Origin of the sequence: Shimia gijangensis (genome assembly GCF_900142085.1) — a bacterium.
GTDB lineage: Bacteria > Pseudomonadota > Alphaproteobacteria > Rhodobacterales > Rhodobacteraceae > Shimia > Shimia gijangensis.
The window spans coordinates 1-13,215 of sequence record NZ_FQZQ01000002.1 but is presented as its reverse complement, the minus strand read 5'-3'; the positions used below and the strand labels follow the sequence as shown (position 1 = coordinate 13,215).

Here is a 13,215-nt window from a genome sequence, read left to right as displayed (position 1 = left end):
TTACTCACCCTTAAAGTTGGGTTCGCGTTTTTCGACAAATGCCGCCACGCCCTCGGCCGCATCATCCGATTTCAGCATCTTGCGATAGGTTGGCATGGGATCAGTGCGCATTTTGTGGAACGCATCCTCCAAAGGGACACATTCGATAGTGCGCTGAACCTCTTTGACGCTTTGCATAGCCAGAGGTGCAGACCAAGCCAGCGACGCCGCCCACTCGCGGGCAGCATCCATCAGTTGATCCTTGGGCACGATCTTGTTGACCAGCCCGTAGTGCGCAGCCTCAGCCGCAGGCATGCGACGCCCGAGATAGAACATCTCCATCGCGATGTTGTGAGGGATGCGACGTGGCAGACGTTGCAATGCACCTGCGTCCGGCACAATACCAAGCGGCATTTCCGGCAGACCAAATTCAACGTGATCGGCGGCGATCAGCAGATCACAGGCCAGCGCCATCTCGAACCCGCCGCCAATGGCCAGACCATTGATTGCGGCAATCACCGGCTTGTTCAGGAACCAGTTCTCGGTCAGGCCAGTGAACCCGCCATCCCCGTAATCATCGGTTTCCCACCAGTTATCGAGCTGCATTTCACCCGAATTCAGCGCCTTGAGATCCCAGCCTGCGGAAAAGATCTTGTCCCCTCCGCAGGTGAGAATGGCGACCCGAAGCTCCGGGTCGTCATGCAGTTCTTTGAAGGCCGCAGCAAGGGCCTGAGACGTGGCAACGTCAATTGCGTTGACCTTTGGGCGATCAAGAGTGATCTCCAAAACATGCCCGTCGCGACGGGTTGTGACACCTTCAGTCATGTTGTCTTCCTGTTCTTACGTAATTCGTGCGTTTCCGAAACCAGCCTTACGAGAAGGCTGGCATGACCTTGTCACAAAACAGCTCGAGCGAGCGTTTCTGTTCTTTGTGACCCAGACCCAGGCTGGCGTAGTAGATGAAGCTATCGACACCGATAGCCTCGTACTTTTTCAGCTTTTCGATCACCACGTCTGGCGTGCCAAACATCAGGTTCTCGGTCAGCATGTCCGCATCGTATTCCGCGCGGTTTTCCAGGCTTTCCAGTGGAATTGGTTTCGCAAATCCGTTTTCCACATCACCTAAGTTTTTGAAATAATTCTCAAACTGCCCCAACTGGGTCCGAGCTGCGGCCAAAGGCACATCCACGTCTTCGGGTTTGTCATAAACCGCCGTGTGACGCATCATCGCCATCGTTGGCCGCTTGCAACCCGGATTGGCGTCAACCGCTTCCTGCAGGCGCTCCATATAAAGCTCGGCTTCGCTCATTGGGCGGGTGAGCGGCCAAGATTGGATATTGTAGCCATTTTTCACTGCGTAATCGAAGGTAATCGGCGAGCGGGCAGCCACCCAGATCGGCACGTCTTTTTGAGCAGGTTTCGGCACCGAAGTTGACACTGGATAGTTCCAGAAATCACCGTCCAACTCGTGATCGCCCGCCCAAAGCGCCCGCACTGCAGGCAGCATTTCCTGCATGTACCGCCATGCGTCGCTTTGCTTGAGCCCGGGATGCATCCGATCAAACTCGCGTTGATATGCGCCCGATCCGATTCCGAACTCCAGACGACCATCGCTCAGAAGGTCGGTCATGGCCGCCTCGCCAGCCAGACGGATCGGAGACCAATATGGCGCCACAGCCACAGCGGTGCCCAAGCGAATTTTACTTGTGTGCTCACCCCACCACGTCAAAATCTGAAACGGGTTCGGCGCAATAGTCATTTCCATGGCATGGTGCTCAGCCGCCCAGGCGATTTCAAAACCGCCCTGTTCAGCCATCTTAACCATGTCCAGAGTGTGATCGCGGACCGCCTTCATATCAAGGCTGGCATCCATACGCTCCATGTTGACTGCAATTTGGAACTTCATAGGTCGTACTCCGTGTTTCGCTGAAATCAGCGCATGACAAATGGGTTGGCCATCGGTTCATCCGATGTGTTTATCCAGACCGTTTTCGGTCTGGTGTAGTCGTAAATCGCCTGGAAGCCGGCTTCGCGGCCATAGCCCGAGCCTTTGTTGCCACCAAATTCGGCAATCGGTGACACCATGCGATAGGTGTTGACCCACACAATGCCGGCGCGCACGGCGCTGGACATGCGCAAGCTTCGCGCGCTGTTCTGGGTGAAAATCCCGGCGGCAAGTCCGTGCTCGCTGTCATTTGCCAGCGCCAGGACTTCTTCCTCGGTCCTAAAGCGTTGAACGCTCAGGACCGGGCCAAACAGTTCCGTGTCGACAATGCGCATGTCCTGACGCGGGCATTCGATGATTGTCGGCTCGTAAAACAGACCTTCCAACCCCTCGGGTTGCTTGCCACCCACAAGGACTTTGCCGCCCTCTTCCCGGGCAAAGGCCACTTCGCGCTGGATGTGATCCAGCTGGCCTTGCGTACACAAAGGGCCCATCTGGGTTTCCTCAGCCAGCGGGTCACCAATCAGGATGTTGCGCGCCATGCCGGTCATGCGTTCAAGGAATTCATCCGCAATGTCTTCGTGCAGATAGAGCCGCGATCCCGCGACACAGCTTTGCCCTGTGGCCCCGAAAATTCCCGCAATCGATGCATTGACCGCACTTTCGATATTGGCGTCGTCAAAGACGATGAAGGGCGATTTGCCGCCCAGTTCCAATGAGACTTCAGCAAAGTTCTGTTTGGAGTTTTCCAGCACCAGACGCGCCGCATTGGGCCCGCCGGTAAAGGAAATCCGCGCCACCTGTGGATGGCTGGTCAGCACCTTGCCGCACGGGTCGCCGTGCCCTGAAACGATGTTGATGACACCGGGCGGGAACCCCGCCTCTTCGATGAGTTCGCCAAATTCCAGCATCGCGGCAGAGGCGTGTTCCGAGGCTTTCAAAACAACAGTGTTGCCTGCCGCCAGCGCCGGGCCGATCTTGACCGCCACAAGGAACAGCTGTGAATTCCAAGGAACCACGGCTGCGACAACGCCCAGCGGCTCGCGTTTGGTAAAGACAAACATGTCGGGTTTATCGATGGGCAGGGTCTCGCCGCTGACCTTGTCGGCGCAGCCCGCATAGAAATGAAAATATTCGGCGATATACTTCGCCTGCCAGCGCGTTTCTTTGAACATCTTGCCACTGTCGATGGATTCGGTGCGTCCCAGATCTTCAGATTTGTCGGCAAGAAGATCCGCCAGTTTGCGAAGGCAACGGCCCCGATCCGTCGGGGTCATTTTCGCCCAAGGCCCGGTGTCAAACGCCCGATATGCGGCACGAACGGCGCGATCGACATCACCGGCCGTGGCTTCCGGAACGCGGCTCCAGACTTCACCGGTTGCCGGGTTGATACTGTCAAAGGTTTTTCCGTCAGACGCATCAACCCAGTCGCCGTCTATCAACATTTTGTAAGTGCGGATGTCGCTCATATCGCCGTTCCTTTTGGTCCCGTGATTCTCATTCTTACGGGTTCAACGTACTTAACATGCGTAATTTCGTCGTATTATGTCGAAATTTGGGAATAAAATGCCCTAAAACGCCGTCTAACCTTTCAATAAGGGAGACAGCGAAATGGCGAACAAAAAACAAATCGTAGGAAAACCGCTCGAAATCGGGGGGCGAGTTTTGTCCCTTTCCCGGGCAATTCGAGCCGGTGATTTTGTGTTTCTGACCGGGCAAATTCCGATGCAGGACGGGGTTCCAATGACCGCCGGAAGCATCGAAGATCAGACCCGCGCAGTTCTTGACGGCATTCAGGCAACCTTGGCCGAAGCGGGCTGTGAGTTGAGCGATGTTGTAAAATCCATGGTCTGGCTTGGTGACCGAGCGGACTTCCCGGGCTTCAATGAAGTCTATGGCGAGTATTTCCCTGTTGAGCCCCCGACGCGCTCAGCTCTGGTCAGTGATTTTCTGGTGGATATCCGGGTCGAAATCGAGGTCGTCGCCTATCGCCCTTTGGAAAGCGGCGTGTGATATGACCCAGTTTGCACCTGACGGAACCGCCTATGATGTCAGCGGGCCAGAGACTGCGCCGGTGGTGGTTTTGATCCACGGGCTTGGCCTGAACCGCGCCTGCTGGCAATGGACAACTCCAGCACTAAGAGATCAATATCGCGTCGTGGCTTACGATTTGTTTGGCCACGGCCAAAGCCCTGCTCCAAACGAAACGCCCTCGCTGGCGATGTTTTCACGTCAGTTGGCGGCACTTCTGGATTACCTTGGAGCAGAAACAGCGTCGATTGCGGGCTTTTCTTTGGGTGGAATGATAGCCCGTCGATTTGCACAGGATGTGCCAACAAGGGCGACTTCTTTGGTCATTCTGCATTCCCCCCATCAAAGAACCGAGGCGGCCCAGACTGCAATTTTGGACCGTGTTGAAATGGCACGCGAACAAGGCCCATCATCCACTGTAGAAGCCGCGTTAGATCGTTGGTTTACAAAAGACTTTCGACTAGCCAACCCCCAAATGATGGAACTGGTGCGGGGCTGGGTCACGGCCAACAAGATCGAGATTTACCACACGATCTACCGGGTTTTGGCCGACGGGATTGACGAAATCACAGCACCCACCCCAGCAATTTCCTGCCCGACGCTAGTCATCACAGGGGATGAAGATTACGGCAATGGCCCTGAAATGACCAAGGCAATTGCCGCCGAAATCAACGGCGCAGAAGCTCTGATTTTACCTGGTCTCAGACATATGGCTTTGGCCGAGGATCCTGTCGCGGTAAACGCCCCAATCCGTCGCTTTCTGCACGCCCATACCCAAGGAGTCGCAACATGAGCACTCAGATTCTGAAAGGGCTGCGCGTGCTGGATCTCAGCCGCATGCTATCTGGCCCTTACTGCACGATGATGCTGGCCGATCACGGCGCCGAGGTCATCAAGATCGAAGACAAGCGCGGCGACACCAGTCGCAACAACGGCCCCTTTCGCGATGATGATCCGGAACACGACTGGGCCGGATATTTTGTCAGCCTAAATCGCAACAAGAAAAGCGTTCAGCTGGACCTCAAAAGCGAAGCCGGCAAAGAGGCATTTCGCAAACTTGCAGCCTCTGCAGACGTGATCGTCGAGAACTTTCGCCCCGGCGTGATGGACCGCTTGGGATTATCCTACGAATCTTTGGCCGAAACCAATCCGGCTTTAGTCTACGCCGCCATTCGAGGGTTTGGTGATCCACGCACCGGCGACAGCCCTTATGGCAAATGGCCGTCCTACGATGTGGTGGCGCAGGCGATGGGTGGATTGATGGCTGTGACCGGCCCAGATGCAGACACCCCCACCAAAGTTGGCCCCGGAATTGGCGACGTGTTTGCCGGGATGATGATGTCCTTTGGAGTGATGACAGCGCTTCGCGAAGCGGAGGCCACAGGAAAGGGCCAATTCCTTGACGTTGCCATGTATGACGCGATGATCTCGTTGTGCGAACGTGCAGTTTACCTGCATGATATGACGGGTGAAATTCCGAAACCTGAGGGCAACGGTCACCCATTGCTGGCCCCGTTTGGATTGTTCCCAACCAATGACGGCTCGGTCGCGCTTGGTATTGTGGATGACTCATTTTGGCAAGTTCTGGCAACAGCGATGGGCAAACCAGAATTAGGCACAGACCCGCGCTATGCCACCCGCGCGGCGCGCTCGGGAAATGCGACAGAAGTCAATGGAATGGTTGGGGACTGGACGGCCCAGCGCAGCAAGGCTGATCTGACTGAAATACTAGGCGGGAACGTTCCTTTTGGCCCGCTGAACACCATCGAAGATATCTTTCGTGACCCACATGTTGCGGCTCGTAAGATGCTCACGCATGTGCCCCACCCGGATCCATCTCGCTCCCCTTGGACCGTGGCGGCAAACCCTCTTAGGTTTGGTGGGCATCCGCCCACGGCATTTGCGTCTCCCCCCCGATTGGGCGAGCACACGGAGACATTTCTCAACGCCGCGGAAACGCCCCCAATGAGCGACGAGGAAAAGCGATCTCTGCGCGGTGCTTTTGGGACGTTTGCCACCGGCGTTACGGTGGTAACCACACGCCAAAAAGACGGCACGCCACGCGGGTTCACGGCCAATTCGTTCAGCTCTGTCTCTTTGGACCCGCCCCTTTTGTTGGTCTGCATCGCAAAATCCGCCTTTAGCTGCGACACCTTTGCCGAAGCGGATCATTTCGCGGTGAACATCCTGAGCGAAGACCAAAAAGCAGTGTCAGGACTTTTTGCCTCACGTGCGCCGGACAAGTTCGAACAGGCTGACTGGCATCCTGGATATGCCGAGATGCCGGTACTCGACGGGTCTCTGGGCAGTTTTGTATGCGAACGTCACAAACTAGTGGATGCAGGGGATCACCTGATCCTGATCGGCCTCGTGAAAGAACACGCCAAAAGCGACAGCCAGCCCTTGGGATATTTCGGGGGGTCGTACTTCTCGATTGGCCTGGAGGAACCGCTGGTCAATGCCGCTGGCGCCGGGGGCAAAGTTTCAATCGGGGCCGTCATGGAACGCGACCAGAAAATCCTATTGCAGAAACTTCCTGACGGCGACTTTTGCGTGCCACATACGGTAGAAGGCAACAGCAGTCTGGATCGCTTAACAGACATGCTGAAAACCAAAGGTCTGACTGCTCAGCTGGACTATCTTTATGCGATCTACAGCGAAAGCGAGACCGGCCACCACGGGATCTATTACCATGGTACAGTTTCAGGAAATGCCCCTGAAAACATGGCATATTTTGAACTTTCCGAACTTCCCTTGGAAAACATCCCCAGTACGGCGGAACGCAGCATGCTGAGCCGCTACCGGGACGAGTACAAACACGGCAGCTTTGGCATTTATCAAGGCGACGAGGCCTCGGGACTTGTCCACAAGGTTGCCGGAATGCACCAATCGAAACACTAAACAAATAGGAACGCGTAATGCTGCCTGAACTACGAAAAGTCGTAACTTTTGACGAAGACATATACCGCGATGGTGAACGCGCTGCGGACCCGGTTTTGCGGGTGATTGGTGTAGCGGCGGTTGTCGCCAACCCTTGGGCCGGGCGCGGTTATGTCGAAGACCTGCAACCCGAAATTCAACGCATGGCGCCTCCGCTTGGCAAGATGTTGACGGATCGGCTGATTGCGTTGGCCGGGTCTGGCGACGCGATCGAAGCTTACGGAAAAGCATGTATCGCAGGTGCAAACTGCGAATTGGAACATGCCTCGGCGCTGATACACACGCTGCAGTTTGGTAATTTTTACCGCGAAGCCGTCGGTGCCAAAAGCTATCTTGGCTTCACCAACACGCGTGGGCCTGCCAACTCCCAAGTGCAAATTCCGTTGATGGACAAGCACGACACAGGCCGACGCTCGCATTATCTGACAACGCAGTTCTCGATCTATGATGCCCCTGCTGAAAATGAGCTGGTCGTTGCACTTGGGGCCGCAACAGGCGGGCGTCCGCACCATCGCATCGGAGATCGGTATTCGGACCTGGCGGCCCTAGGCCGGGATATCGAAAACCCGGCTGGGATCAAAAAGTAATCGACCGAAAGCAATGCCCTGGCAGAGACACACCCCTCTCTGCCAGAACACAGGCTGCTTCCCACTTTTCCTGCCGATTGTTGCTAAAGAAGTCATCGAAAATGGCCGCATGAACAATGACCCTTCGGAGTAGACCGTGCATTCTTTGAGAACTGCGCATGGCTCATTCTTTGGCTTCGAAAAGACCCCAATTGGCCAGTGCGCATCAATACGCTTACGCTGACGCTCAGTTCTTCTGTAGCCTCTTTTGAGATTAGTCGTCTTGTTTCAACCTCAAAAGTCCGCAAAGTGGTCAGTTGAACATTTTTTGGGAACATGTCGCGACAATGAGAAACCCTATAGCAACATTTTTCTTAATACAAAATCTCACAAACTGCTTGTCGAGCCAGAACGCAACGTTGAATGTCGAGTCATCAGCTTTGGATTGCGCCTATGAACACTGAGTCAGCCTCTTCTCATCGGCCCCGCCAATCTGGAGGGCGTAGAAAGAAAAGCGTTGCGGCACACAAACTGCCCGCCTCCCGCACGGCTCCTGAAGCGGGGCGCTTCAAGCCGTTGACAGATAGCGATGTCGCGCAAATTCACGAAGCGTCGCTGGATATCCTCGAAAATATAGGTCTTAGCGATGCGCCCCAAGGCGTGATCGAAATCGTTTGTCGTCACGGAGGAAAGCACACGAGTGATGGTCGCTTAACTTTTCCACGCCCTTTGGTGACAACGGCATTACAACAGATAACACGGAAGATCACGCTCTGTGGACGCGCACCAGGCCGGGATATTGAATTGTCTGGAGCCAAAGTGCACACGGGGTCCGGGGGGGCGTCGCCTCAGGTCGTTGATCTTGAAAGCGGAAGCTACCGCGCTGCGACACTGAACGATCTTTATGATGCGGCTCGACTGGTCGATACTTTGGAGCATGTTCAGTTTTTCTCGCGATCCATGATCGCAAGCGATATGCCGGACTCCAGATCACTGGATCTGAACACAGCTTTTGCTTCTCTCGCCGGGACTTCCAAACATGTCATCGTCAGCATTAGCCATGCGTCCCACGTCCACGACATCGCACAAATATGTTACGCAATCGCAGGATCGGAAGGAGCGTTTCGAGACCGTCCGTTTCTGTCCGTGAACATCAATCACGTTGTACCCCCTTTACGATTTGACCCCGATGCATGTGACGTCATGACAGAAGCCATTACATTTGGCCTGCCAGTGATGGTTAACACTTTTGGGCAAATGGGCGCCTCGAGCCCGGTAACTATCGCGGGGTGTCTGGCGCAAACCAATGCGGAAACTCTGGCTGGCATGGTTTTTGCCTGGGCGCGCGATCCTGATGTCAGGGCGATCTACGGAGCGCGCCCAATGGTGACAGATCTGCGCACAGGCGGCATGGCAGGCGGCAGCGGAGAACAAGCAATCCTGACTGCGGCCGCGACCCAAATGGCTCGGTTTTATAATTTGCCAAACTCAACAATCGCGGGGGCGACGGACAGCAAGCTTGCCGACGCGCAATCTGGGTTTGAAAAGTCCATGGCCATCACCATGGCCGTGCAGGCAGGCGCAAATCTGATCACTCAGGCTGCGGGCACTCAGGCCGGGCTTCTTGCTACGTCCATGGAGGCCTATGTCGTCGATAATGATATGCTTGGAGCCATTCTCCGATCAGCTAGCCCAGTCGAAGTCAATGCCACGACCCTCTCAACGAATGCCATTGCCGAGGCGGTGCAAGGCGAAGGCCACTTTTTGGGACATACAGACACCTATGCCCGTATGAAATCGGACTTTGTTTACCCGGAACACGCCGATCGTCAGGCGCCTGAGGCGTGGATCGCGAGCGGTGCCCCGACAATCAACACCACTGCAAAAGAAGCGGCGCGTCGTATTCTGGCCACGCATTTCCCGTGCCACATATCGGCAGAAACAGAACAAGAATTGCGGGCGCGATTTGACATACGCCTCACAGCCACAAGGACGCAGAACTCATGAAGATCGCTGTAATGGGCGTTGGGGCCATGGGGTCGATTTATGCGGCGTTGCTGGCAGATGCAGGCCACGAGGTCTGGGCCGTCGACACATGGGCAAACCATGTGGACGCAATAAATGCCAATGGTCTAAGGGTCGAGGGGGCCAGCGGTGACCGAACCGTTGAAACCTTGCGCGCCACAGGACAAATCGCAGACGTTGGGCCTTGTGATCTGTGCCTGATTGCAACCAAGGCGTCGGGTGTCGGCCCTGCCGCACAAGAGGCGGCCAAAGTGATCGGCCCCGATGCGCTTGTTTTGACGATCCAAAACGGACTAGGCGCCGGCGAGCGCATCGCCCAACACATACCGGCTGAAAATGTGTTGCTTGGGGTTGCCGATGGTTTTGGCGCCTCGATGAAAGGCCCGGGACACGCGCATCACAATGCCATGAAACTGATCCGTATCGGCGAAATCAATGGCGGCCTGACAGACAGATTACGTCAAGTCGAAGCCGTCTGGCAGGGCGCAGGCTTTAACGCCAAGGCTTTTGAAAACATCACACAACTGATCTGGGAAAAGTTCCTGTGCAATGTGACTTTCAGTGCGCCTTGTACAACCTTTAACCAGACCGTTGGCGAATTGATGTCCACCCCCGACCATTGGCAAATCGCATTGGGAGCTATGTCAGAAGCCTACGAGATCGCTCGGGCCAAGGATGTGCCATTATCCTTTGACGACCCCATCGCCTATGTCTCGCAATTCGGCGGTGGCATGCCTAATGCGCGCCCGTCCATGTTGCTGGACCACATGGCTGGCAGAGCCTCAGAACTGGACGCTATCAATGGAATCGTTCCCGTGATGGGACGCGAATTGGGAATTCCCACGCCGATTAACGACACGCTTGCCGCAATTTTGCGCCAGCGCGAAGCAGCCTTTGGAGCATCCTGACATGAATATCGGCTCGTTTATCTATGATGGCAGAGCTTTCTATGGCGTCTTCGACGAGGAACAAGTTTCGCCCGTCAGTGCTGAGTTTCTTGCAGATTTTCCAACGCTGCGAGACGCGTTGGACGCAGGCGCGCTGGAAAGGCTTGCTCAAGATGCGAAAGACCATACAAACCGCATCAATTGCGACAGCATAGAGTTTCTGCCCCCAATCCCGAACCCGCGCAAGATTATCTGTGTCGGCATGAACTACCCCAAACCCTATCCGGTTGACGGTGTCGCCCCTCCCAATCCTGAAAACATTATTTTGTTTGGAAAAGAACGGGACACTTTGCAGGCACATAATGCGGCACTTGAAATCCCCGCAGGGGACCCGGCAAACAGCTTTGACTACGAAGGTGAAATCGCCGTAGTGATCGGCAAATCTGCCCGCAATGTCTCCGTAGGAACTGCGATGGACTATGTTCTGGGGTACTCGGTCTTCAACGACGGGTCCGTTCGAGATTGGCAAAGGCACTCGATTTATGCAGGCAAAAATTTTGCCGATTCAGGCGCATGGGGCCCTTGGATTACAACGGTCGATGACCTTCCTCCACCGGAAGAGATGCATTTGAGCGTTTCCCTAAACGGCACTCAGGTACAGTCTGCCTTAGGAAATGAGATGATATTTTCAGTGGGTGAACAAATTGCTTATGTGTCTTCTTTGTTTGCTCTCCGTCCGGGAGACGTCATTGCAACCGGCTCGCCTGATGGAACCGGAGGCAGCCGGACACCCAAGCGTTACCTAAAAACAGGCGATACAGTCAGCATGACGGTGTCAGGTATCGGCACATTGCTTAACACAGTTGGCTAGGATCAATGAGTTGCAAACCCGTTGACCTACCCCGCACGGTTGGAAACCGCACGGGCGTCAGTTCCCCCACTTGCCAGCAAGTGTTTGAGTTCTCAAAACGGCGCGTGACAACAGGAAATTCGGATCTTCCTGAGACCACTCAAATCGCCCCTGGGGCCTTAGGTCTTCAACATGAGTGTATTCTCATTGCCCGATACCACCTGCCTGGATCACAGCAGGCCGTACCTGTCACCTAGCTGGTTTCAAACGGCCTCACTCACGTCCTCTTAAGCCCCCTTAGCGGTTGGTGCATTACCTAACGACATATACCGAGCAATTCGCATGCCTCACAACACGCGCGGCATTCGGGCCCAGAAGATAGTCTTTCAGATCGGCCTTGTGCGCCCCAACAACGATCAGGGATGCGTTCGACTTCTCTGCAAGGTGCAGAATTTCCTCATAAATCCGTCCCGTGGCAACCGCATGGCGTACCCGACTGTTATGCTCAGCGCCCAAAGCTTTTGTGACCAGAGTGTTGGGTGCTGTCAGACAGCACGGCGCTCTAATCTGATGTAATCCGATATAGTATGAAGTATCGTTTTATAACAGATGCCTATAAGATTTTCTCCTCCCATATCTTCCCTTTTAGACTGATACAATCTACGCTCTGAAGGTGGATAATTGGGTGGGTGAAATGCGGGCCAGAAACAAACTCACAATGCTACAGATCCGGCATCTTGCGCCGGGTAAGTACAATGATGGCGGCGGCCTCTGGCTGCAAATACGTCCGGATGGAGGAGGCCAGTGGTTCCTTCGGGTCACAGTGCATGGGCGCCGTCGTGAGATGGGTCTGGGGGGGTTGCAGGATGTAAGTCTTGCCGAGGCGCGGGAAGAGGCTGATCGCTGGCGATCCGTGGTCCGAGCCAACAAAGATCCGATTAAGGAACGTGCTCGCATTCGGCGTGAGCTCGAACGTGATGACCACACCCTTGCAAGTATTACAGATCAAGCTTTCAGAGCTCGGCAGGCCGAGTTGAAGGGGGATGGTAAAGCGGGACGTTGGATGTCCCCGTTAAACATGCACATACTGCCCAAGCTTGGTAGAGTGCCAATCGAGATGATCGACCAGCAGGATATCAAAAATTCGCTTGCCCCTATCTGGCATGATAAAGTTAGCACAGCTCGAAAGGCGATGAACCGCCTGAACATCGTGATGCGTTACGCAGCCGCGATGGATCTTGATGTGGATATTCAAGTGACCGAAAAAGCCAAAGCGCTTCTGGGCACGCAAAGGCACGTCACGCGAAACATTCCCGCAGTGCACTGGAGGGACGTGCCTGCCTTCTACGCATCGCTATCTGAGCCAACGGTTGGCAACCTTGCCTTGCGGCTCTTAATCCTGACCGCGGCACGAACAAGTGAGATACGGTACTGCCACGAAAGCGAGATCCAGGATGATGTCTGGGTAATTCCACCGGATCGCATGAAAGCTGGGAAGGAACACCGGATCCCCCTGCCCCGTCAGGCCCTGGAGTTGCTTGAGATAGCCCAGATGTGGCGGAGAAGCGGCTTCTTCTTCTGGAGCCGGCGTGCTGTAATCTCTGACGCAGCCATGTCCAGCATCATGAAACGTCGGGGAATGGAGGAACGACCGCACGGATTCCGTTCAAGCTTCCGGACATGGTGTGCAGAAGCGACGGACACGCCGCGCGAGGTTGCAGAAATTGCTTTGGCGCATTCCGTTGGCGGAAAAGTTGAACAAGCTTATCGCCGCACCGACTATCTCGATCAGCGCCGCGACTTGATGCAGAGGTGGGCCGATCATGTGACGGGAGGTGAGTAATGAAGAAAACCGATGATGACCCAACCAAACGAATTTGGAAAAGAGAAAATCTGGACGTGCTGTCAGACAAATTCGAACTCGTCTCCACTAGGACAAAGTTACTGCCCTTTATGCCGTGCAGAGACCGCGCCACTCAGCAAGAGCAGCGG

At 55.1% G+C, this 13,215-nt stretch carries 11 protein-coding genes and 1 pseudogene; 8 read left to right on the top strand and 4 right to left on the bottom strand.

All coding sequences use genetic code 11. The annotated features are described in order from the left end of the window. Genes BUC32_RS01580 through BUC32_RS01570 form a run of 3 tightly spaced genes read right to left on the bottom strand, consistent with a single transcriptional unit; the run spans position 1 to position 3,393 of the window. Positions 1–804: a carnitinyl-CoA dehydratase gene (locus BUC32_RS01580; protein ID WP_073248752.1), complete on the bottom strand. Its 804-nt coding sequence runs from the start codon at positions 802–804 to the stop codon at positions 1–3. 46 nt (positions 805–850) lie between these two features. Further along, positions 851–1,885: an LLM class flavin-dependent oxidoreductase gene (locus BUC32_RS01575; RefSeq protein WP_073248750.1), complete on the bottom strand. Its 1,035-nt coding sequence runs from the start codon at positions 1,883–1,885 to the stop codon at positions 851–853. Between the two features lie 26 nt (positions 1,886–1,911). Beyond that, the gene (locus tag BUC32_RS01570) at positions 1,912–3,393 is read right to left on the bottom strand and encodes an aldehyde dehydrogenase (protein WP_073248748.1); all 1,482 of its coding nucleotides are present in this window, start codon (positions 3,391–3,393) and stop codon (positions 1,912–1,914) included. Between the two features lie 142 nt (positions 3,394–3,535). Here BUC32_RS01570 and BUC32_RS01565 point away from each other — a divergent pair, with 142 nt between their 5' ends. From BUC32_RS01565 to BUC32_RS01535, 7 genes are all read left to right on the top strand, one after another. Next, positions 3,536–3,937 (top strand): RidA family protein, encoded by a 402-nt coding sequence (locus tag BUC32_RS01565; protein ID WP_073248746.1) that lies wholly within the window; start codon positions 3,536–3,538, stop codon positions 3,935–3,937. A 1-nt stretch (position 3,938) separates the two neighbouring features. Continuing rightward, complete coding sequence (locus BUC32_RS01560; RefSeq protein WP_073248744.1) at positions 3,939–4,748, top strand: alpha/beta fold hydrolase; 810 nt, start codon at positions 3,939–3,941, stop codon at positions 4,746–4,748. Next, on the top strand, positions 4,745–6,856 hold the full coding sequence (locus BUC32_RS21115) for a CoA transferase (protein WP_073248742.1): 2,112 nt from the start codon (positions 4,745–4,747) through the stop codon (positions 6,854–6,856). The genes BUC32_RS01560 and BUC32_RS21115 overlap by 4 nt, the downstream gene beginning before the upstream one ends. 17 nt (positions 6,857–6,873) lie before the next feature. Continuing rightward, entirely contained in the window at positions 6,874–7,482 is a 609-nt protein-coding gene (locus tag BUC32_RS01550) for an amino acid synthesis family protein (RefSeq protein ID WP_073248740.1), read from the top strand. Between the two features lie 432 nt (positions 7,483–7,914). After that, positions 7,915–9,468 carry a trimethylamine methyltransferase family protein gene (locus BUC32_RS01545; RefSeq protein ID WP_073248738.1) on the top strand — a complete coding sequence of 518 codons (1,554 nt, stop codon included), beginning with the start codon at positions 7,915–7,917 and terminating at the stop codon, positions 9,466–9,468. Then, a complete protein-coding gene (locus BUC32_RS01540; RefSeq protein WP_073248736.1) occupies positions 9,465–10,394 on the top strand; it encodes a ketopantoate reductase family protein in 930 nt (309 codons plus the stop codon). Before BUC32_RS01545 ends, BUC32_RS01540 begins: the two co-directional genes overlap by 4 nt. 1 nt (position 10,395) lies before the next feature. Beyond that, entirely contained in the window at positions 10,396–11,244 is an 849-nt protein-coding gene (locus tag BUC32_RS01535) for a fumarylacetoacetate hydrolase family protein (protein WP_073248734.1), read from the top strand. A gap of 291 nt (positions 11,245–11,535) precedes the next feature. Here BUC32_RS01535 and BUC32_RS01530 read toward each other — a convergent pair. Beyond that, positions 11,536–11,754: pseudogene (locus BUC32_RS01530) on the bottom strand (universal stress protein); the annotation flags it as partial. A gap of 163 nt (positions 11,755–11,917) precedes the next feature. Here BUC32_RS01530 and BUC32_RS01525 point away from each other — a divergent pair. Next, positions 11,918–13,066 (top strand): tyrosine-type recombinase/integrase, encoded by a 1,149-nt coding sequence (locus BUC32_RS01525; RefSeq protein WP_073248732.1) that lies wholly within the window; start codon positions 11,918–11,920, stop codon positions 13,064–13,066. The last annotated feature ends 149 nt before the right edge of the window (positions 13,067–13,215 follow it).

Excerpts from the sequence above, each read along its gene's own strand:
- BUC32_RS01560 (WP_073248744.1), top strand. The coding sequence starts at position 3,939 with ATGACCCAGTTTGCACCTGACGGAACCGCCTATGATGTCAGCGGGCCA.
- BUC32_RS01545 (WP_073248738.1), top strand. The coding sequence starts at position 7,915 with ATGAACACTGAGTCAGCCTCTTCTCATCGGCCCCGCCAATCTGGAGGG.
- BUC32_RS01575 (WP_073248750.1), bottom strand. The coding sequence starts at position 1,885 with ATGAAGTTCCAAATTGCAGTCAACATGGAGCGTATGGATGCCAGCCTT.
- BUC32_RS01525 (WP_073248732.1), top strand. The coding sequence starts at position 11,918 with ATGCGGGCCAGAAACAAACTCACAATGCTACAGATCCGGCATCTTGCG.
- BUC32_RS01580 (WP_073248752.1), bottom strand. The coding sequence starts at position 804 with ATGACTGAAGGTGTCACAACCCGTCGCGACGGGCATGTTTTGGAGATC.
- BUC32_RS01550 (WP_073248740.1), top strand. The coding sequence starts at position 6,874 with ATGCTGCCTGAACTACGAAAAGTCGTAACTTTTGACGAAGACATATAC.
- BUC32_RS01535 (WP_073248734.1), top strand. The coding sequence starts at position 10,396 with ATGAATATCGGCTCGTTTATCTATGATGGCAGAGCTTTCTATGGCGTC.
- BUC32_RS01565 (WP_073248746.1), top strand. The coding sequence starts at position 3,536 with ATGGCGAACAAAAAACAAATCGTAGGAAAACCGCTCGAAATCGGGGGG.
- BUC32_RS01540 (WP_073248736.1), top strand. The coding sequence starts at position 9,465 with ATGAAGATCGCTGTAATGGGCGTTGGGGCCATGGGGTCGATTTATGCG.
- BUC32_RS21115 (WP_073248742.1), top strand. The coding sequence starts at position 4,745 with ATGAGCACTCAGATTCTGAAAGGGCTGCGCGTGCTGGATCTCAGCCGC.
- BUC32_RS01570 (WP_073248748.1), bottom strand. The coding sequence starts at position 3,393 with ATGAGCGACATCCGCACTTACAAAATGTTGATAGACGGCGACTGGGTT.